The 20768-nt window shown below is 57.8% G+C and carries 15 protein-coding genes; 7 read left to right on the top strand and 8 right to left on the bottom strand.

Features of this window, described 5'->3' with window-relative positions; genetic code table 11:
• Positions 1–676: 676 nt before the first annotated feature.
• Positions 677–4018, top strand: coding sequence for a hypothetical protein (locus LAO21_18035; GenBank protein ID MBZ5554621.1), 3342 nt, complete (start codon positions 677–679; stop codon positions 4016–4018).
• 276 nt (positions 4019–4294) lie between these two features.
• Here LAO21_18035 and LAO21_18030 read toward each other — a convergent pair whose 3' ends face one another.
• The 5 genes from LAO21_18030 to LAO21_18010 all read right to left on the bottom strand — a co-directional run bounded on the left by LAO21_18030 (position 4295) and on the right by LAO21_18010 (position 7451).
• Positions 4295–4546, bottom strand: coding sequence for a hypothetical protein (locus LAO21_18030; protein ID MBZ5554620.1), 252 nt, complete (start codon positions 4544–4546; stop codon positions 4295–4297).
• Between the two features lie 95 nt (positions 4547–4641).
• Positions 4642–4938, bottom strand: coding sequence for a MoaD/ThiS family protein (locus LAO21_18025; GenBank protein ID MBZ5554619.1), 297 nt, complete (start codon positions 4936–4938; stop codon positions 4642–4644).
• Positions 4935–6113, bottom strand: a complete 1179-nt coding sequence (locus LAO21_18020; GenBank protein ID MBZ5554618.1) for an exo-alpha-sialidase — start codon at positions 6111–6113, stop codon at positions 4935–4937. Before LAO21_18020 ends, LAO21_18025 begins: the two co-directional genes overlap by 4 nt.
• A gap of 410 nt (positions 6114–6523) precedes the next feature.
• Positions 6524–6880 carry a YciI family protein gene (locus LAO21_18015; protein MBZ5554617.1) on the bottom strand — a complete coding sequence of 119 codons (357 nt, stop codon included), beginning with the start codon at positions 6878–6880 and terminating at the stop codon, positions 6524–6526.
• Positions 6881–7025: 145 nt separating this feature from the next.
• Positions 7026–7451, bottom strand: a complete 426-nt coding sequence (locus LAO21_18010; protein MBZ5554616.1) for a YciI family protein — start codon at positions 7449–7451, stop codon at positions 7026–7028.
• Positions 7452–7684: 233 nt separating this feature from the next.
• Between LAO21_18010 and LAO21_18005 the strand changes: the two genes are divergently transcribed.
• Positions 7685–8941: an RNA polymerase sigma factor gene (locus LAO21_18005; GenBank protein MBZ5554615.1), complete on the top strand. Its 1257-nt coding sequence runs from the start codon at positions 7685–7687 to the stop codon at positions 8939–8941.
• 71 nt (positions 8942–9012) lie between these two features.
• Here LAO21_18005 and LAO21_18000 read toward each other — a convergent pair whose 3' ends face one another.
• Complete coding sequence (locus LAO21_18000; protein ID MBZ5554614.1) at positions 9013–9375, bottom strand: hypothetical protein; 363 nt, start codon at positions 9373–9375, stop codon at positions 9013–9015.
• Positions 9376–9447: 72 nt separating this feature from the next.
• Entirely contained in the window at positions 9448–10122 is a 675-nt protein-coding gene (locus tag LAO21_17995) for a hypothetical protein (GenBank protein ID MBZ5554613.1), read from the bottom strand.
• 879 nt (positions 10123–11001) lie between these two features.
• Here LAO21_17995 and LAO21_17990 point away from each other — a divergent pair.
• The 4 genes from LAO21_17990 (at position 11002) to LAO21_17975 (ending at position 16109) form a co-directional block, all read left to right on the top strand.
• Positions 11002–11241 (top strand): hypothetical protein, encoded by a 240-nt coding sequence (locus LAO21_17990; protein MBZ5554612.1) that lies wholly within the window; start codon positions 11002–11004, stop codon positions 11239–11241.
• A gap of 145 nt (positions 11242–11386) precedes the next feature.
• Positions 11387–11809: a hypothetical protein gene (locus LAO21_17985; protein ID MBZ5554611.1), complete on the top strand. Its 423-nt coding sequence runs from the start codon at positions 11387–11389 to the stop codon at positions 11807–11809.
• Between the two features lie 109 nt (positions 11810–11918).
• Positions 11919–12077 (top strand): hypothetical protein, encoded by a 159-nt coding sequence (locus LAO21_17980; protein ID MBZ5554610.1) that lies wholly within the window; start codon positions 11919–11921, stop codon positions 12075–12077.
• Between the two features lie 1248 nt (positions 12078–13325).
• The gene (locus LAO21_17975; protein ID MBZ5554609.1) at positions 13326–16109 is read left to right on the top strand and encodes a hypothetical protein; all 2784 of its coding nucleotides are present in this window, start codon (positions 13326–13328) and stop codon (positions 16107–16109) included.
• Between the two features lie 270 nt (positions 16110–16379).
• Here the strand turns inward: LAO21_17975 and LAO21_17970 are convergent, their stop codons facing one another.
• On the bottom strand, positions 16380–18839 hold the full coding sequence (locus tag LAO21_17970) for an ABC transporter permease (protein MBZ5554608.1): 2460 nt from the start codon (positions 18837–18839) through the stop codon (positions 16380–16382).
• Positions 18840–20047: 1208 nt separating this feature from the next.
• On the opposite strand from LAO21_17970, the gene LAO21_17965 reads away from it, so the two are divergent.
• The gene (locus LAO21_17965; protein ID MBZ5554607.1) at positions 20048–20581 is read left to right on the top strand and encodes a hypothetical protein; all 534 of its coding nucleotides are present in this window, start codon (positions 20048–20050) and stop codon (positions 20579–20581) included.
• Positions 20582–20768: the final 187 nt, after the last annotated feature.

Raw genomic sequence — 20768 nt, 5'->3', positions numbered from 1 at the left:
ACAAACGGCTCTTTTAATTGAGTCTCTCTGTCGAGCTGCGTAACTTGTGTGATAGGGGGCCTTGGAGCTGGTTCGGGGGACTGAAGGACTACGCGGGGATACTGACCTGATGCCTCCGTAAAAAATCCAGCGCACAAATAGAGCTACGCGACGTGCGATGGAATGATCACAGCAGATTATTACAGGATTATTGCATCCCGGATCTGTCTAACCTCACGTCTGATTTTGGCGCGAGCGTGTAGAGCTCTGAAACGTTGGCCGAGCGCGCTTTCTCTTATCGTCACCCCGGCAGGTGAATTTCTATCATCGGGATCCAAGATAGAAAATTCGATGTGAGGAAAGCCGGCAACACAGCGGCCAACGACCTCGCATGGACCCCTCGATCAAGCCTTAGGCCGACCAATAATTTCCCTGTTTTTCACGCGGCATGCCAGCAGGGAACTCAGGTCCTTTTCCCATCAGGATGGTCCATTTTTCCCTTGCGAAAAACTGAGTTTGTGCAAATAATCACATAGTTCGGAGAGGGATGCATCGCCTTGAGGCTGGGCGTTGTATCCGGCGGCTGAAGCTGAATCCTCCCGCTGATCTGTTTTCTTTCAATACTATTAGAGACCGTTTTCCTATTTCACAGCGAGAGTGGAAGAGCTCATTTCATACAGCCTGGAAAGAGGTTCTCATGAAGCGCACCCAGAGCATTGTGATGGCCTTCTTATTCGCGGTCCTTATCCTTGTCTTCATGGTGGTTCCGTTGCGTTCAGCGGGGGGAGGTTGGACGCTGATCGGATGGAATAATCTGGGGATGCATTGCATGGACAGCGACTTTTCGGTTTTTGCCATCCTGCCTCCCTACAATACTGTGGTCGCACAACTGGTAGACCCGTCGGGTCGACTGGTGAAGAACCCCGCTGGGATCACGGTGACTTACCAGGCGATCGCTGATCCGGACGGTTCGATGAACCAATCCTCGGTGGGGAAAACGAATTTCTGGCAATACGTGTTGGCGCTGTTTGGGGCCAATCGGCCGCCCGATGCGGGCCTGGCGGGAAAGAGCATGCCCGGAGCCGCCAATACTCCTCAGGCCATGACGTATGACGCTACGCAATCCTGGTTCATCGGAGAAGGCATTCCGCTCACCCCCTATGACGACAATCACCTGAAGAACTATTATCCCATGATGCATCTGGTGGCCCGCGATGCGGCCGGAAATGCTCTGGCGCAGACCGATGTGGTGTTGCCGGTTTCGGATGAGATGGACTGCCGCGCCTGTCATAGTTCGGGATCCACGAGCGGGGCACAACCGCCTTCGGGCTGGGTCTCCAATCCGGATCCGGTCCGAGATTTTCGTCTCAACATCCTGCGACTTCACGACGATCGCAATGCGGCCAATCCCAATTACCAGCGCGCCCTCGCAACTGCCGGCTACAATACCCGCGGTCTCTACGTCAACGTGGTGAACGACGGCCAACCGATCCTTTGCGCCAAGTGTCATTCCTCGGAAGCCTTGGGAACCAGCGGTGCCGCCGGAGTACCGCCTCTGACCCGCTCGGTTCACGACCATCACTCCGGGGTGACCGATCCCACCAATGGATTGACGCTCGAGGCATCGAAGAACCGCTCGGCCTGTTATCGATGTCATCCGGGCTCGACCACGCTCTGTTTGCGCGGCGCCATGGGCAAGGCGGTGGCGGCGGACGGGAGCATGGAAATGCAGTGTCAGAGCTGTCACGGCCCGATGAGCGCGGTGGGAGCGCCGAACCGCACGGGGTGGCTGAATGAACCGAGTTGCCAGAACTGCCATACTGGCACGGCCGTGGTGAACGGCGGCCAGATTCGTTTCACCTCAGCTTTTGGCGTCGCCGGCCAACTGCGCCAGCCCGCCGACTCCACCTTTGCCACCAATGCGAACACACCTGCCGCGGGATTGTCGCTTTATCGATTCTCGCAAGGGCATGGTGGGCTCCAGTGCGAAGCCTGCCATGGATCTACCCATGCCGAATATCCCACCTCCCACCGGAACGACAATATTCAAAGCCAGCAGCTTCAGGGCCATGTGGGCATGCTGGCGGATTGCACTACGTGCCATGGTGTCCAGCCCAGCAGTCCTTTAGGCGGCCCCCATGGGATGCATCCTGTGGGGCCGTCTTGGGTGAGGGCCCACAGTGATGTGGTGGGAGATAACAAACGCCCAGCCAGAAACGCCACGGGGCCGGCGCCCTGCCAGGCGTGTCATGGCGCCGACTATCGGGGAACGGTTCTGTCCCGCTCGCAGGCTGATCGCTCCCTCACCACGGAGTTTGGGGCAAAGCAATTCTGGAGAGGTTTTCAAATCGGCTGTTACACCTGCCACAACGGTCCCCAGAGCGATTCGGCCAATCCCAATCATGCGCCGGTCGCCAACAATGCCTCAGCGTCGACGGTTGCCGGAACACCGGTCACCATTCCTTTAAGCGCGTCCGATGTGGATGGAAACCCCCTGACCGTGAGCATTTACACCCAACCCACCCACGGCACGGCGGGGATTAGCGGGATGCAGGCAACATATCTTTCTGACCCCTCTTTCAGCGGGGTGGACACCTTCACCTTTGCAGCGTGGGATGGATCGACCAATTCCAACCTCGCCACGGTGTCGGTCACCGTGACCAAGAGCGGCGGTGGCCCGACAGGGTACCAAGCCATGCTGCCTTCGAGTCACGGTGTTTCGGTGGCTTCTTCGGGCCAGGGGGAACTGACGGTGGTGTACGGCCAGGTCACCTTCCAAACGCCCAGTGCTCCGGTGGCTCTTGCCAATTATTCTCTGACTCAGGGGGGAGTCCTGGTGACCGAAGTCGGCATCCCCGCTTCGTCGCCGATCACGAGCGGGCGTCTGTTTGTCGATTTGGCCCCGGGGACCAATAGCGGCGTTGCTTTGGTGAATCCGGGAGGAAGCGCCCTTTCAATCCTGGCAGAGGCCCGGGACAGCACCGGGGCGCAAGTTTCTCAGTCCACCATCGCCATGGATCGAGGGAGCCACAAGGCGCTTTTCGTGGACCAGATGGGATTGAACCTCCCGGCCACTTTCCTCGGCACGCTGACGCTTTCAAGCGCTTCTCCCTTCGCCGCTGTCAATCTTCGCTCAGCCACGAATGGGCATGGCGAGCCGATCTATACGGCATTGCCGCTGGCCGATTTGAACAATCCACCCGCAGGGGCCCGCTTGATCTTTTCCCAAATTGTCGATGGCGGGGGTGCGCCGACCGAGATCCTGCTGATGAATCCCTCGTCATCGACCACGAGCACGGGAACGATCAACTTGTGTGATGAAAGCGGGACCACGTTGCCGCTCGACTTCGGCGCTGGCGCTCAAAGCACCCTCAACTACAGCATCCCCCCGAACGGGATGGTCAAGTTCGCGACCACCGGGGTGGGGAGCCTTCGGGCCGGCTATGCCATCGCCACATCGACCGGCGGATCACTGCCCGTGGGGAGCAGCGTTTTCTCTACAAAAGCCGGATCGAGCCTGGTCTCCCAGGCCGGCGTGTTCAGCGCACCCCTGACCACCTCGTCCCGGATGTACGTCCAAGTGGCTCCCCCTCTCGTGCCGCGTGATACCGGCATCGCGATCGTGAACCCGAATCCCAGCGCGGTCGCGCTCACACTGACCTTGGTCGGGTTCGACAACTCAACGCGCAGCATCCCCCTGTCTGTGCCCGCCAATGGCCACGTCGCCAAATTCATTACCCAGATATTCACGGGGCTCCCCGCAAATTTCCAGGGGATTCTGACGATGACCAGCAGTCTGCCCGTCGCTCCACTGACCCTGCAAATGACCACGAACCAGCGGGGGGAAAGCATCTTCTCGACTCTGCCCGTCGCGGACCTGAATCATCCGCCCGCCAACTCCCTGTTCGTCCCGCAAGTTGTGGACGGGGGCGGCTACAGGACGCAATTCATCTTCTTGAATACGGCCGCCACGGGGGGAATGGTTCAGTTGAATTTGTTCAGCGACAGCGGGTTGCCGGTGAACCTGCTGCTGCAGTAGGTGCTTCAGGCGGGGGGGCGCAGAAATGCGCAGCCGGCATGCGTGCGGTTTCCTTGGGAATTGCGATTTGCCTGCGGGAAAAAGGCGACAAATACCACCTATAAAGCGCTTTGCAAAGCCTTTGGCACGCCGGCCCGCTCGCAGTCCCACGCCCGGTGTCGACGGGCAAGAAGAACTCACGACCGTCAATTCATCCTGAAACCGCTCCCCGGATTCGGCGTGACATGCGGGGACGAGCCGCGACCGTTTCTCGGCCCTGCTGGAAGTCGTCTTCCCCTACCTCATTCGGCGGGCCTCATTCATGCACCGGTCGCGATTCCTCTTCGCCTGCTCCACGGCCTCCTTCCGCTCATGGCCACGCTTGTGCTTCGCTCGCTCCATCGCCTCCTTGTATTCGTGTTTGCAATGGTTCATGGCCTCTTTGCGCTCATGGGAGTCCCGGAATGGTTGCGTCTGAGAGGCGGCCGGGATGGCGAGGGAAATCAAGAGGCAAAGCGAAAGAACGGTAAGCGTCAAAATTCGTTTCATAAATTCCTCCAGAAACAAGGTTTGGTGTGTTGCTTGGCATCAATGAAGTTTTTGCTGGCTGGCGCCGGCGACGACCAGCCATTCCTTCCGCGCGTCTACCCGCCGGCAATGGCCCCCACGATCAGATAGGGCTCGGCGCCGGACGCGACCGCGTCGGGCAGCGGGGCGTCCGGCAACTCATGGGACAGGTCCTGCTCGCAGGCGAAGAAACGCAAGAACGGACGGCGCTGTTGCGTCACGTGGTCGCGAATCGTGCCGCACAGCATCGGATAGCAAGCTTCGAGTGCGTCGAGGACCGATCGCTGGGTGACTTGACCCTTGACCTCAAGTTCCACTTCGCTGCCGACGTGGGCCAGGGTCCGCAGATGTTGCGGGAGAACGACTCGGATCATGGCAGCGTCTGGACCTCGACTGAAACCACGGCCGGAAGATCGCGGACGATCGGGGCCCAACTGTCTCCGGCATCCGCCGATACATAAACCTGCCCGCCCGTGGTCCCGAAATAGATTCCGCATTTGTCGAGCGAATCGACGGCCATCGCGTCGCGCAATACGTTGACGTAGCAGTCGCGTTGCGGCAGACCTTTGGTAAGCGCTTCCCAGTCGTTTCCGCCCGTCCGGCTGCGGTAGACCCGCAGCTTCCCATCCAGCGGAAAGTGCTCCGAATCGCTCTTGATGGGGACGACGTAAATGGTCTCCGGCTCGTGTGCATGCACATCAATCACAAATCCGAAGTCGGTCGGCAGGTTTCCGCTGACCTCCGTCCACAAGTCTCCGGCGTTGTCGCTGCGCATGACGTCCCAATGCTTCTGCATGAACAGCACGTTCGGCCGCGACGGGTGCAGTGCAATGCGGTGAACGCAGTGACCGACCTCGGCCGTTGGGTCGGGGATATACCTGGAAACCAGTCCACGGTTGATCGGCTTCCAGGTCTTGCCGGCGTCGTCGGTGCGAAAGGCGCCCGCTGCCGAGATGGCGATGAACATCCGCTGCGCGTTGCCCGGGTCGAGCAGGATCGTGTGCAGGCACATGCCCCCCGCGCCGGGCTGCCAGTGCGGTCCGGTGCCATGGCCGCGCAGACCCGCGAGTTCCTGCCAGCTCTTTCCGCCGTCGGTAGATCGGAACAAGGCGGCGTCCTCCACCCCGGCGTAGACGGTATCCGGATCCGTCAGCGAGGGCTCAAGATGCCAGACGCGTTTGAACACCCAGGGGTGGGGCGTGCCGTCGTAAAACTGATGCGTGGTGAGAGGTTTGCCGGTTTCTGGCGTTGTGTCGTAGACAAATTTATTGCTCTCGCCTGCGGGCATGCCGCCGGGCGTCATCGTGGGCCCGCCCCCGGGCGCCTCCCACGTCTTGCCGCCGTCATTGGAGCGCTGGATCACTTGCCCGAACCAGCCACTGGTCTGCGACGCGTACAACCGATTGGGATCAGCGGGTGATCCCTTGAGGTGGTAGACCTCCCAGCCGACAAAGTGAGGACCACTGACTTCCCACTGTTCGCGCTTGCCGTCCGACGTCAGGACGAATGCGCCCTTGCGTGTGCCTACCAATACTCGTACCTTGCTCATTCGCACTCCTTCCTTTCTTTTGAGGTTGTCATGAAATCTCGAGCCTCAAGAGACGTGTGCCCTCGCTTCAACGATCTGCACTCCATCTCTCACAACTCATTCCAGCACGACGTTTCGTCCACAGGGTCTCCCCTCGCGGGAAACCCGTACCGCTCCATCTCTTGAAGGTGACAAATTATAGAGGCGAAGACCGCTTCTCACAAGAGCGTGCTTCGGTAGCCGGGATGCTCTGCTCTCTGGAGCATCCCGGGAATCCCGAGGTTGGCCCAAAGAGGGGAAGACACCCATGACGTGCATGGTCATGTCGGTGGCGATGGAGAGAATGACCACCCCAAGAAAGCTCGCGAGCAAGGCACCGATGCTTCGACCAACACGTCGCGGACGGTGCGTATCCGTCATGACCCCCTCCATCAATTCACGGGCAGGTCCGGGATCTCCATGACTGGCCGGATTTCGACAGTGCCCTTGCGCGCACCCGGAATCCGCCCGGCAATGTCGATCGCCGCGTCAAGGTCCCGCGCTTCCACCAGGAAATAGCCGCCGAGTTGTTCGCGGGTCTCCGCAAACGGACCGTCGGTGACAAGCCGTTTGCCGTCGCGCACCTGGACGCTGGTTGCCGTCGAAACAGGCTGCAGTGGGTGGGCGGCCAGATAGTGTCCCTCCGATTTGATCTCATGCGCAACTTGTGTCGACTGCTCGTAACACTGCACTCGCTCGGGTTCGGTCCAGGCCTGCTCGTCGGAATAAATCAGCAACATATATTTCATTAGCGTGTCTCCATGAGTCAATCGAATGGCAAGTGTCCTGATCGACACCGCAATCCAGAAAAGTTTTGAAGTGAAGCACGACGCTCGCTGACGTTTCGGTATTCGAAGCTGTTCGTAGCTTCAAAAGCGCCTGCAGACGCCACTTCTATTTCTTCCCAGCCGCCTGCAGGCGCATACACGCCTCCTGCTCCCTGAGGTCGGGCGTGAGCGCGTCCCCGAAATCCTCCGCCTCAAACACCTGACGAATCTCGATCTCCGTGTCTTCGTTATGGGGATTGGGGCAGCGCTTGACCCATTCGATGGCCTCTTCCTTCGACTTCACCTGCCACAACCAGAATCCACAGATCAGCTCCTTCGTCTCGATAAACGGCCCATCCATCACGGTCGGCTTCCCTCCGGCGAACCTGACGCGCGCACCCTTCGAGCTGGGGTGAAGCCCCTCGCCCGCGATCAGCACGCCGGCTTTCACCAGCTCTTCGTTGAATTTTCCCATTTCCGTAAGGAGCTTCTCATCCGGGAGAACGCCTGCCTCTGTAGTTTTGTTGGCCTTGATCAAAATCATGAATCGCATGGTTAAGTCTCCTCCCAATACACATCGGGGAACTAAAGATACAATTGACAATTGCGGAATCTTTGCCGTAGGGGCGTATAGCTATACGCCCCTACATTGAATCGAGCTCCATTTCGTAAAATCTTCAAGGATGTTTGTGTTAATGTGAGGCACCTTTTTCAGGCGCTTCCATCCGTAAATCGAACGCGGAGGATCGAAATCGACACCTCCGCAAAAAAAATTTACAATCAGGCATGCCGCTTAATGTCGCTGAGGCCATTGAAACCGTCTATCGCTCCGATTGGGGCCGGATTGTCGCAGCCCTGATTCGGCTCGTCGGTGACTTCGACTTGGCCGAAGAGTCTGCGCAGGGAGCCTTTGCCGCCGCGGTGGATCAATGGGCGGTTTCCGGCGTCCCGGAGTTTCCGCGCGCCTGGATCATCCAGACGGCCCGGCACAAGGCCATTGACCGCATCCGGCGCAGGGCCCGGTTCGAGGAAAAACTTGAATCCTACGCCACCAGCGGGCCGGTCCGCAACATCGAAGAACCGGATTACGACACCAGCGAAATTCCCGATGAGCGCCTCCGGCTGATCTTCACCTGCTGCCACCCGGCGCTCGCCCCGGAGGCGCAGGTGGCGCTCACCCTGCGCACCTTGTGCGGCCTTGAGACGGATGAGATCGCGCGGGCCTTTCTCGTCCCCTCGCCGACCATGGCGCAGCGGCTGGTGCGCGCGAAGCGTAAGATTCGCGACGCCCGGATTCCCTATGTCGTGCCCGAACCGAAGGAAATGAAGGCGCGGCTTGACGCCGTGTTGACTGTGATTTATCTCATCTTTAATGAAGGCTATGCGGCAACCCGGGGCGGGCCGCTGGTGAGAAGGGACCTCTGTGCGGAAGCCATCCGGCTGGGGCGTCTGGTGAGGTCGCTGGAATCTCCGCAGCCCCCGGCGGAAGCGACGGCTCTCGTCGCCCTCATGCTGCTTCATGACGCCCGGCGCGAGGCTCGCCTCGATGAGGCCGGGGATCTTATCGTTCTCGAAGAGCAGGATCGCCGCCGCTGGAATCAACGGCAGATCGCCGAGGCGCTACCGCTCGTTGAGGAGGCGTTCCGCGGAGGGCCCGGCGCCTACGCCCTGCAGGCGGCAATCGCGGCCGTGCATTGTCAGGCAGCGCGTGCGGAAGACACCGACTGGCCTCGGATCCTGAGCCTGTATGATCTTCTCGAGCGCGTTCAACCTTCTCCCATCGTGATGTTGAACCGTGCCGTGGCCGTCGCGATGGTGCAGGGCCCCCGGCCGGCACTCGCCATCATGGACGCCCTTGCCGCGGCCGGCGATCTCGACCACTATCACCTGCTGCATGCCGCCCGCGCCGATCTGCTGCGCCGATTGGGCTCCTCACTCGAAGCGGCGGAGAGCTACAAACAGGCGCTGGCCCTCGTCACCAATGACAGCGAGCGGAGATTTCTCGAGCGGCGGCTCAGCGAAGTGCAGCCACCGACCGCCTGACTTGAATGCGTCGTCGAATCTGCCGGGGGGCCTCGTGGGTTTGACGCCTGGGGCTGGCCTTCATCTCCGGCCTAGGAGGAGCCCTGCCCGCTTCGAAGCAGCGCGAACACACCCGCCAGAGCGACCCCAAAGCACATGCCGGAGGCGATGAGCTGCAGAACATCGACGGTGTGAAAGCTGGCAAAGCGGGGTCTCTGCATCAGGTTGAACAACCCGATCAACCCGATCAAAAGAGGCATCAAAAAACCTGCGGTTAACTTCCGATGTGAATAGGCCATGAGGGAAGAATCCTTGAAACCGATGCCTTTGTCAAGCCCGGTCAGGCGCATCGGGAACCGGCCCCGCGTCTGCAGGATTGAGTCCCGGCGCCTCTCGCGGTGAATCCCGGGCTCCCGGTCCGGGAATGGATTCGGGATCGCCCCCCATTCCGGCATTTCCTACTCAAGATTCCAGGTTAGAGAGTTCGATGGGGACTCCTGAGCGCCCTGTCATGAGCAAGGTTAAATTCATTCTGAAATATGCGGCTTCTGGTACCGCAAACCCAATTTCAGCGCAGCAGACGCCCCCGTGTTTCGATGAGCCGACTGGTTGTAGCGCACAAACTGCAATTCCAATCCGAGGAACAGACGCATCCGGTTCCGTGGCCTCCCAACCAGGGCATCATGCTCATAGATGAATGCCGATGTCCGATTTGGGGAGATGGCGTCAGGGAACAGGTAAGAAACCTTGATCAACATGGGCAGGGGGGAATGGCCCGGCAAACGCGCCGATTTGATATCGATGCCGGCGGCGATATTGGGCGAGAAAAATGCCTTATCGAATTGTGAGGTAAAATACTTGCCGCTATACTCGCCGACCTCGGCAAAGAGGTTCCGGTGAAAATAGGTCCGCAGATATGAGTTTTCGGCGGTGGCGTGACCATCGCCAACATACTTGCGCTCCCAGCCGAGCTTGAATTGGCCGCCCACGAGAAAGCGATCGTCAATTCGGTAATCCCCTTGAAAGTATCCCCCGACCAGCGGATTGATATAGCCCAGATTACTTGCTTTTCCGATGGAGAAAGACGTCGTAAAATTTGTTGGCGTCTGTGCGTTCATCTCCGGAGCAGGCAGGGTTAGAAAAGCGATTGGCATCGAGACCACAAGGAATGTTAGCCATGCAGATCTTGGGTGTCCATCCATGAATCCTCCTCCCTTAAAAGAAAGAGCCCGCCACCACCCATCGCGATGGAAACGGGCTCTTTCGCTGGTGATAGTCGAACGGTCGGCCGACCGATCAAATCACCAAGATTGATTTCGATTCCGCTTCAATATCATGGCTCTCCCCATGAGGGGAGGCCGGGAATCATTCAGTTCAACTGGGGTATGGGGTACATGTCGCGCCGGGATACGTGTGCGTATTCAATACCTGAGCCGGCGAGAGGTCTGGCTGTCATCGAAATGACCATGATCCGACCAGCGGTCTCCTGGCCCTTGAACGGGTACCGTGACAATACTAGACCCGTCACGTGTGTCATTCCGCTTGCTCCAACCCTGGGGAGCGCTGCGCAAGTCTCAATTTGCCCAACGGCCGCACGGCCGAGTCCAAGTACTACACCCTTTTCTCGACTTATCTTTTTTATGCTACCGCCATATCAGGCTGAGAAGCAAGGAGAAAATGGTGGAAATGGATGGCCCGCTGCTCTCGGCCTACTTCCTTCGAACTTGCGCTCCCAGCCTGGTGTTTGGAGTTGCGGCGTTTTCGCCATATAAGGATCTGGTCGGCGATTCAAACCATGAAGTGTTCTCTGTCCAGCCGGGCTGCAGTGTAAAAAGGTCAGACAACGGCTGAATTCAGCGTCGCGCCTCCTTCTTCAACTGGAAGAGCGGTCACCCCGTTCATTTTTCTTTTAAAGCAGGAGATGTGAAAGTTTTCTCTTGCAATCAAATCAGTCAAGCTCTAGACTTCTAGAAGGCCACCTCCCCCATTGTCGGTCCATCAAATTCGAGCGACCGGCTGGCCTCAGCATTCTCCTTTGTGAGACGAGGAATCACCCTTCGGTAGAGTTCAAGGGGGCTCCCATGTCAGTACTCCACAAATCGCTCACTGTCCTGTTCCTGTTCTTCATGCTTTCGACGACGCTTCCCGCCCAATTTGTCGGTTCTAAGAATTCCAGCCAGTATCACCGGCCAAGTTGCCAATGGGCACAGATGATCAAGCTGGGGAGCAGGATTACCTTCAAGACAGCTAAAGAGGCCGAGGCAGCAGGTTTTGTAGCCTGTAAGGTGTGTAATCCGAAAGGGAAGAAGCTAAAGATTTGATGTTCCGGAATTCATCATTTTTTGACCCTCGAGCCTTCAACACGCGAGAACCCTCACGGTTTTGACCGGGCCGCCTGGGGTAACAGGCACCCGTCGAGCGCCACAAGGCGAGTCGCGGGGTCGTCGGACTCCGCAGGAGCTGAAAATGCAAACGCTGAATCCCTTCACCCTGGTCCCCGCGCTGCTGGCTCTCCAGTTCGCTGTATTCGGGTGGCGAATCGCGAGAGAGCTTTCGGTGGAAGAGCAGGGCGGCCGCACGTGGCTTTTGATCTCAGACTTCGTGAACCTCACTTTCATGTTGGCTGTCTTGTTCGCATGCGTTGTGCTGCCGCTCCAAAGCGGCACCTTTGGCGTCATATCACGGACCGTTCTCGGCGTGGGGTACGTGTTTATCTGTTTCACTCCGTTGATGATTGCAGGTCACTACTGTCTCTATTCGCGAGAGGGTCGAGCCAAGTACGATAGGACAGGTCGTGGCGTCCCTTGGCTCACGGGCCAAGAGCTAATTCTGTTTGTCTTTGCATTGGTTGCGGCCGCGGTTGTGGCGTTTGTAATCGTCCGGGGTTAATAGCGTGGACCTGTCTAACCTTTGCAAGCGGGGGCCCGCAGAGAACCAGAGCGGTCCAGGCGGGCGATGAGCCGGCCGTTAAGCCGGTCTGGAATGGGAAGGGAGATCGATGAACATCGGTATAGTTGATTTGTTCGCTGTCCTGTTGATGGTCTTTATCCTTCCTGCGGTCATCTGGGCGCTCGTCATCCTACACCGTATCCGCGCCGGACAATTGGCGGTACAGATGAAACTGGATTTGATCGAGCGTCTCCTTCAGCGCCCATAAAATATTTGAGGGTGTCATCCCCACAATCCACTTTTGGGATTTGATTTAAGGAGTGGCCCGCGTCCTCAGCAAGCATGTCCTTCACCCAGGCGGTGCGGGGGCGCTTGGATCATCGCCCGCAGGATCTCTAATCCATTCGATCGTTTGGCGAACCGCCTTGCAGCCCACTGCTCAGTCTTCCCAGTCTGATTTGGCCAGAGGCAATCCAAAATGATCTTCTGCCTTGGAAAACCGTTTGCCCAGAGGCTGCCAAGAATTCGAATTCGGGTTTCAGAATGCAGGCACCTTGTGGGTAGAGGCAGGTGGTCAAAGGGCGCAGCCAGATTCCCGTTGACGCAGGATGCCACCCCGTTATTCTTTACCATTTCGACAGTAGAGAATGAAGCATCCTCCACTCCTTGTATTTCAGCATTGCTTGTGATATTCTTCACATAGTTAAAAGAGCCGGCATTCTGGGGGTAGCTCCCGCGAAACGCCTGACTCGCACAAAGCGGTTCGCGTGTACGCTTTGACAATGCATAACTCCTAAATTTTCCCCGCCTGAAGCATTCGCGTTAAGTAGGATGTAAGACACCGCAAGGACACAAGATCACGCCTTACCAAAAGTGCTCTTAGGAGACCCCATTCCTTATGGATACCCCGCGCTTGGTTTTTATTTCTGGTCGTGCGATCCAAGGCAATCTTAAGTGTGGTTCCTATCATAAAAGGGATTAGTGTTGCGGAAGGGTGGTTGCTGTCCAATGTGGCCTACGGATTGTCTCTCAGTAATCTGATCCTACGGCTCATTTCATTGGAAGGGAGGCATTTATGCTGCGCGCGAGATTTTATTGCCCAAGAGGAGTGCTTGGCTGCTGGTTCCAGTTCTTGATTTTGGTTGGGTGCCTCTTCGGTTTTATATCTGAGGCAAGAGGCCAAACCTACCCTTTTGATGACATCACGTTACAGATGATCCAGGCCGCACCCCTATCTTCAAGCCAGATCACTGGAAATCAATTTTTTCCGGCTGCCATTGTCCTTTACAGAACCAATGAGGGAAGGTATGGCAAGCTGATGATTTTGGGGTATGGCTATGACCTCACTATTCAGTGGAGGACATTAAACGCCAGTGGGACTGTGTACTCTCAGGGAAGTGGGCTTGTCATCAGAGGAACATTTTCCGCCGATCTCGATGGTGGGGCAGAGACTACCTATTCGGACCCAGGGAGTGATTTCTATTGGGAGCAGGTGACTGGCACCGAGAGATATCTTGTGCCCAGACATGGCGCACAGTTTGCCATGTTTAAGTGCGCTTTCACGCTCAGCCCCGGCGCGTTCTTTACTGGTTGGGGGGTGGCATGGACAACCAGTGTAAACGTTTATACTCTGAGGGGCTGCAATTGGAGTGTTACCGGCATTCCTTCCTGGATGACGATTAATTCCGGCGCCAGCGGAAGTGGAAACGGAACCATCAATTTCACGATCCCTGCGAATCCTGGAACAGCGATGAGGTATTCCAATCCCATAGTGGGCAACGCTCTCAGCAGCAGCACTTTTCTGATCGCTCAGAACGGACAAGGTTGCACGGCAACCTTCAGTCCTCCGAGCGCGACCTTCTCCCCCAGCCCGGGCACCGGATCCTATACCCTGACTACGCCGACCACATGCTTTTGGAATATTACGAGTGCATCCTGGGTGGTTTTGACCAGCGTTACTGCAACCGCCGCACCGTTTGGTTACGGATATAACGTGGGGAATGGAACGATCAATTACGGCGTGGCTGCAAATCCGGATGCCGGTGATCGAACTCAAGGAATTGGATACCCATTTTCCTTTCGCATCACGCAAAGAGGCGTTACCCAAGCGCTCACCCTGACGAAAGCGGGCGCGGGTACCGGCACAGTCGCCAGTTCGCCGCCCGGAATCAACTGTGGAAGCACCTGCTCCTTTAGCTTCTCCTACAACCAGCAGGTCACCCTGACCGCACAGGCGGGTGCAAACTCGATCTTCGCCGGTTGGAGCGGGGAGGGATGCAGCGGCACGGGGTCCTGTACCGTGATGATGACCCAGGCTAGGAATGTTGCCGCCACGTTCACCCTGATCGGGAACCAGACGCTCACGGTCTCGAAAGCGGGAGGTGGCACGGGCACAGTCACCAGTTCACCGCCCGGAATCAATTGCGGCAGCAACTGCTCCTACAGCTTTCCATACAACCAGCAGGTCACTCTGACGGCACAGGGAGGCGCCAATTCCACCTTCGCCGGCTGGAGCGGGGAAGGCTGCAGCGGCACGGGGACCTGTGTTGTGACGATGGACCAAGCCAGGAATGTGGCAGCGACCTTCACCCTGATCGGGAATCAGCTTGTCACGGTCACAAAGATGGGAGCCGGCACAGGGACAGTCACCAGTTCCCCGACCGGGATCAACTGCGGCAACAGCTGCGCGTTTAGCTTCCCATACAATTCCCAGGTCACCCTCACCGCCTGGGCCGATGCAAATTCCGAATTCGCCGGCTGGAGCGGCGAGGACTACAGCGGAACCGGACCTTGCCTCCTAACCATGACTGAGCCTCATAACGTCACGGCGACGTTTACGGCAAAACATGCCCCTGGTTCTCAAGTGAACATGACGCTTCCCTCGCTGGGGGCTGGCAGCTACTCGACGCGAGGAGGGGTGGGATCGGTCCGCGCCGGCTATGCCACGGTCAACATCAATTCCGGGATGGTGCCCTACGGGACCGCCGTGTTCAGTTATTTAACCAATGGCTTTGTCGTCAGCGAGGTGGGCGTCCCCGTATCTCCCCCCACCACGGCAGCCCGGCTTTTCGTGGACTATCGCCCCAGTGTTTCGACGAAGTCAGACTCTGAGGAATTAGGGGTCATAAGCGTCAACACGGGATTTGCCGCGGTCAACCGAGGCAATGGGACCGCCCATTTGTCTCTGCAGTTGCGCTCCGCCAACGGGGTCCCCCTCGCCCAAGGGTCCACGACGCTTGCTCCAGGGGCGCACACGGCGAAATTCATCGATCAATTGGCGCCGGAGTTTGTCATGCCCTCAAACTTTGGGTTGACCGGAGGGTTTGCGACTCTAGACGTCACCAGTGATCAGCCGATCTCAGTCGTCGCCTTGCGGCTCACCACCAATCAACGCGGGGAGGGGCTGTTGACCAGCACACCCATCGCCGACCTGACTCAAAGTCCCCCCGCGGGGTTGGTCTCCTTCCCGCAACTTGTTGATGGCGGTGGTTACCAGACGGCCTTGATCCTGCTGAACACCTCAGCTGCAACCGAATCGGGGATGATGTGGTTTCATGACGACAATGGGTCGGCAATGCAACTTAAGTTCGTCGGAATTGGTCAAGCCATCATCGGCATTGGCTACACGATCCCCCCTGGCGGGCACCTGAGAGTTCAAACCGATGGTTCCAGCTCCGGCGTCAAGGCCGGATCTGTTCAAATTATCCCGGAGGCGGGATCCAATGCACCGGTGGGTGCAGGCGTCTTTGGCTACACCGTGGGAGGCATCCTGGTCACTGAGTCCGGAATACCTTCCGCGACGCCCACCACCCATGCCCGGGTCTTTGTCGACAAATCGGGTGGACATAACACCGGACTGGCGATTGCCGATACCACAGGCGGTTCCCGGATGATCTTGATCAACGCTTACCAAATGGATGGGACAACGCTGGTAGGAATTGCGAGCTTCTGGCTCGGCGGCTACGGGCATACGGCAAGATTTGCGGATGAACTTAGTTTAAGTCTGCCTCCCGGATTCAGGGGAATCTTGGACATCAGTTCAGGGTCTCCTTTTGCTGCCCTGACCCTGCGCTCCCTCACAAATGGGCGCGGCGATTTCCTGCTGACGACCTTCCCCATCGCCGATGCGACCAGGCCCGCGCCTTCGCCCCTGATCTTCCCGCAGATTGCAGATGGGGGCGGATATCAGACTCAATTCATTTTTTTGAGCACCACCGGGGCAGCAACTACAACTCTCAGCTTCTTTGACGATGACGGCTTACCACTGCCTGTCGGAAAGGGGACTCGCGACAGCCGATAAAGGAAATCTGCGCTTCAAGAAAACCCCAGGGCCCTGGGAACTTCGGGGCGGTCCCGAAGTTCCTGGGGCATTACTGCAATTCTATGGCGGATCGCAAAACACTTGCGAAACTGCCGGGGCACCCCATCGAGCAAGAGGTCACGGAAACTTGGAGGAGAGCTTTATTCCGTTTGATTGCGGATTTGGAGCTTGAGATCTAGTTGGATTTTGAAGGTTTGGAGTTTGGGTTTTGTTTGGAATTTGGATTTTGGAATTTGGACTTTGCCCTTCCTATTCGTATCTCAGCGCCACCACCGGATCCACGCGAGTGGCTCGGCGGGCAGGAATGAAGCAGGCGAAGAGCGCCACGGCGCAGAGCAGAACCGCCACTGAGGAAAACGTCAGCGCATCGGTGCTCGTCACGCCCAGCAGCAAGCTGTTCAGGTAGCGCGTCAGTATGAAGGACGCTGCCAGGCCCACCCCCGCCCCGACGAACGTCAACCGGAGCCCGTGGCGGAGCACCAGTCGCAGGATGTTCTCTTTGCTCGCGCCCAGCGCCATGCGGATGCCGATTTCATGGGTGCGCTGTCGCGTGGTGTAGGCCGTGACGCCGTAAATTCCGACCGCGGCCAGAACTAGAGCGAGCAGCCCGAAGGCGCCCACAAAGGCTCCCGCAATGCGTTGGGGGAAACTGGCGATTTGCTCGCCCAATTCGAGCGAGCCCACATCGAAAACCACCAGATCGGCATTCAATTCATGGATCGTTTTCTCGACCGTCTTGCCGAGAATCAGCGGATCACCCGCCGTCCGCGCCAGCAGGGTCACGGTCGGCCGGTAAACCTGGTACAACGGCAGAAACACGAAGGGCGTCGGCTTTTCATTCAGGCCGGTCATCTTGCTATCGCGAGCCACGCCAACCACCGTGAACCATTCGTGCGTCAAGTCGGAATTGAGCTGCTTGCCGAGCGCATCCTGATTCGGCCAGTAGCGATTCACAAAGGCTTCGTTGACAATCACCGCGCGCTGCGAACTCTTCGTCTCCTCGAGCGTGAAGTCGCGTCCCTTCACCAGGGGAATCTGCAGGGTTCGGAAATAATTTGGCGTGATGTTGGTCACTTGCGTCTCCATCAATTCATTCGCCTGCGGGACGTAGCCCTCGGGTTTCACGCTGGTCGAACCACTGTCAAATTCCAGCGGCACATGATCCGCGAGGGCCACCGACTGTATGCCCGGCAGCGCTTCCAGTTTCGCGACGAGCTGGCGATTGAATTCCGCCCCGCTCGCCTCCGAATATCCCGCGGTAAACAGGTCGTAGGAGGCGTTCAGGATATTATGGGGATTGAAACCCGGATTGATTTGCTGCGCGCTCCGGAAGCTGCGAATGAACAATCCTGCGCAGATCAGCAGCAGCAGCGACAGTGAGATTTGCGCGACCACCAGCCCGCTCGCGAGGCGCGCCTTCCGGAGCCCACCCGACGCGCTCCCCGTGTCCTCTTTCAGTACCGCCACCGGCGCTTCGCCCGAAGCCCGCAGCGCCGGCAAAATCCCGAAGATCACCCCCGTGAGCACCGAGATCACCAGCGTCGCCAGCAGCACCGTGCGGTCCACCCGGACGATGAGCGAGATCGGGAAGCCGCCTCCCCCGTCCCCCCCGTCGGACACGAACTTCATGAGGGTTCCCGCCGTCCAGATCGTGATCAATAACGCGACCGCGCCTCCGGCCATCGCCAGCGTCAGGCTTTCCACCAGCAGTTGCCGCACCAGCCGCCAACGGCTCGCACCCAGCGACATGCGAATCGCGATTTCGCGCCGCCGCCCCACCGACCGTACCAGCATCAGATTGGCCACGTTCGTGCAGGCCAGCAGCAGCACCAGGCCCGCGATCGACATCAGCGCCGGAAGCAGCGTCGAGAGAAAATAATTCATGCCGTAGGGGTTGCGCCACAGCGGGTACACCGTCACGCTGTCGTGCCCTTTGTGCTCCTCGGGATAGTTCTTTGCCTCCCGCTTCAGTCGCAGCGTCATTTCCTCCTGCGCCTGGGTCAGCGCGACGCCCGGCTTCAACCGTCCAAACGCTAGCAGCCAGAACTGGTGATGGTCATGAAGCAGGTCGCCCAGCGGGTTCAATTGCGCTTCCATCATGATCGGAACCCAAATCTCGGTTCGCACGCCCGTCTGGCTCCCCTGAAACAGGGCCGGCGTTACGCCCACGATGGTGTAGGGGTGCTGGTTGATTTCAAATGTCTGGCCCACAATGTTCGGATTGCCGCCGAAATGCCTTTGCCAGAGCCGGTAGCTGATCACCGCCACGGGCGCCCCTCCCGGCTTCTCGTCCTCGGCGGGCAGAAAGCCGCGCCCCAGGATCGGCCGCACGCCCAGGACATCGAAATAATTCGCCGTGGCGACCATGCCCCAGACGCGATCCGGTTTACCTTTGCCGGTCAGGCTCATCGCCGTGAAGCCGCACGCCGTGATGCCGGTAAAACTCTGTTGCCCGTCGCGCATGGCTTCGAGATCCGGATATGAAAAACCCAAGGGATTGTCCCGGGACATGCCCTCGGTCATGGCCATCACCTCGCTGGAGCGGGCCAGTCCGGGAACGGGATTGAGCAATGCCGAATTGATCCAACTGAAGATCGTGGTGTTCGCGCCGATGCCGAGCGCCAGGGTGAGGACCGCCAACAGGGTGAAGCCGGGATTGTTCAGCAGCGTCCGGACCGCGTGGCGAAAATCAGTGATGACGTCTCCCATCCTCCACCTCCTGTCCCAGTGTACTCGCTTTAAGGGAGAGCATTCGTCCCCTCCGCTCTGTCCGTAGTCATTGCAGATAGCATCTTTCTCACCAATGATGGATTAAGGGTTTTGAATTGAAATGACAGGATTTAGAGATGGAGGCAAACCCCGGGAGGGAAGCGCCTCCGTCCGATTGTGGGATTGGACTATCCCAGAAGCGGACAGCGCTTCGAGCTTGCCAACGTCTGTCGGCCCCTGCGGATAAGAATGTGGTATATGGAAGTCAGAAGTCGGAAGTCAGAGGTTGCTCGAGCCAGAGCAACGTGCGGAAAGATCGAACGAGTGCAGCGATCTTGGAGCGGCGTACCATAAGGCAATGAGCAAGAGCCCGACAAAGACCCGCTAAAAAAAACTCTTCCAGACTCATTGCCTCTTATCACGAATGACCAACCGCTGATCACAGCTCGTGACTTGTCTCGGGAGTTTCATATGACACTCAGTCCCTTTTCCAAACATCAATTGGGTCGTCTCTTTCCAAACCCCATTTCAGCGGCATGAAATGTCATCGGGCGAGTTTTCCCCCTGAGTACGATCAACGGTTCATTCGTGACGGAGTGTCCAGGGCGAACGGGCTGCTGGTCGTTTGGGGTAAGGCAGGGTATCACTTCATCGCAGGGGGCGTTCAGTGAGGTGGGAAGGGCCCCAGCATCAGGCCGGACTAAGCTATTCGCGTAATGCATCGACATCCGCCATATGTGTCATCCACAGATTTCGCGGATGACGCAGATGGATTCGGGGTAAAAGATCGTCGGAGTGGTCTCCTGCGCCAAATCCGAAATGGAGATTTGGAATTTGGGTTTTGTTTGGAGTTTGAGATTTGTTTGGAATTTGGAGTTTTGGAACTTATTTGGAATTTGGCGGTTCGGATTTTGGAATTTGTTTGAATTTTGGAGGTTTGGAATTTGGACTTTGCTTTTAATTGGTGGACCTGATGGGGCTCGAACCCACGACCTCATGACTGCCAGTTCTCCTTCCCATCATTCCGACTTTGACCCACTTTCGATGAGCACTGCGGAAAACCTCGAGATACATACTCGAGAAACATACTCGAAAGAGAAAAGGACGCAATGACTTTGAATGAGCTTGTCCGATGTCGAATGACTATGAAATTCAGAATTACATGACAATTTACATGACAATCCTTTCCATGAAGGAGTAGGGCTGCCATGCCAAGGGCCTGCTTAATCTGCACGCACGACGATCACAATGCGATCGATCAGCAACTTGTGACCGGTATCGCATTCCCTGCGATTGCCGCGAAATACTGCGTTTCGACCGACTCACTGGGTCGCCACAAGAGGAAACATATACCCCAAACCCTCGCAAGCTCCCACGATGCGTCGGAAGTCGCAAACGCCAATGACCTACTAGGGAAGATCGAAGCGATAGAGGCCGACGCCAGGAGCATCAAAGAACAGGCCGAAAGCAGTGGGGATCTCAGAATGGCATTACAGGCGGTACGGGAATTGACGAAGATCATCGAGCTTATGGGGCGGCTGCGACGGGAACTGGATGACCGCACTCAAGTTGTGATCAACAACAACCAATTCATGAGCGGCGATCGTTCGGATCGCAATTCATTTGAAGAGATCGTCCTCGAAGCGTCCAACTGGAGACCTGATCCCGAGCGCTGCGCACAGGATGTGGTACTGGAATTGAAAGCGGAGGAGGAGTCAGAATGCAAGGGCGATGAGCCTTGAAGTTTCTGGCAAGAGGTTTCTTTACTGCAGGCGGGCGGCGAGGAGCATCTGATCAGCGACAATTACATTGACCGGCAACGACAATTACATTGACCGGGTCCCGAAGCTCGGAAGTTGGTAATCTGACGGCCTTTAAGTGCAAGGAGGGCCGGTGATTACCACAGACGAGCAGGTGAGGAGACTCATG

The organism is Terriglobia bacterium, assembly GCA_020073085.1.
GTDB lineage: Bacteria > Acidobacteriota > Terriglobia > JAIQFV01 > JAIQFV01 > JAIQFV01.
The sequence above is the reverse complement of the archived record's forward strand: the minus strand, read 5'-3'. Positions and strand labels throughout refer to the sequence as shown.

Excerpts from the sequence above, each read along its gene's own strand:
- LAO21_18035 (MBZ5554621.1), top strand. The coding sequence starts at position 677 with ATGAAGCGCACCCAGAGCATTGTGATGGCCTTCTTATTCGCGGTCCTT.
- LAO21_18030 (MBZ5554620.1), bottom strand. The coding sequence starts at position 4,546 with ATGAAACGAATTTTGACGCTTACCGTTCTTTCGCTTTGCCTCTTGATT.
- LAO21_18025 (MBZ5554619.1), bottom strand. The coding sequence starts at position 4,938 with ATGATCCGAGTCGTTCTCCCGCAACATCTGCGGACCCTGGCCCACGTC.
- LAO21_18020 (MBZ5554618.1), bottom strand. The coding sequence starts at position 6,113 with ATGAGCAAGGTACGAGTATTGGTAGGCACACGCAAGGGCGCATTCGTC.
- LAO21_18015 (MBZ5554617.1), bottom strand. The coding sequence starts at position 6,880 with ATGAAATATATGTTGCTGATTTATTCCGACGAGCAGGCCTGGACCGAA.
- LAO21_18010 (MBZ5554616.1), bottom strand. The coding sequence starts at position 7,451 with ATGCGATTCATGATTTTGATCAAGGCCAACAAAACTACAGAGGCAGGC.
- LAO21_18005 (MBZ5554615.1), top strand. The coding sequence starts at position 7,685 with ATGCCGCTTAATGTCGCTGAGGCCATTGAAACCGTCTATCGCTCCGAT.
- LAO21_18000 (MBZ5554614.1), bottom strand. The coding sequence starts at position 9,375 with ATGCCGGAATGGGGGGCGATCCCGAATCCATTCCCGGACCGGGAGCCC.
- LAO21_17995 (MBZ5554613.1), bottom strand. The coding sequence starts at position 10,122 with ATGGATGGACACCCAAGATCTGCATGGCTAACATTCCTTGTGGTCTCG.
- LAO21_17990 (MBZ5554612.1), top strand. The coding sequence starts at position 11,002 with ATGTCAGTACTCCACAAATCGCTCACTGTCCTGTTCCTGTTCTTCATG.
- LAO21_17985 (MBZ5554611.1), top strand. The coding sequence starts at position 11,387 with ATGCAAACGCTGAATCCCTTCACCCTGGTCCCCGCGCTGCTGGCTCTC.
- LAO21_17980 (MBZ5554610.1), top strand. The coding sequence starts at position 11,919 with ATGAACATCGGTATAGTTGATTTGTTCGCTGTCCTGTTGATGGTCTTT.
- LAO21_17970 (MBZ5554608.1), bottom strand. The coding sequence starts at position 18,839 with ATGGGAGACGTCATCACTGATTTTCGCCACGCGGTCCGGACGCTGCTG.
- LAO21_17965 (MBZ5554607.1), top strand. The coding sequence starts at position 20,048 with ATGCCAAGGGCCTGCTTAATCTGCACGCACGACGATCACAATGCGATC.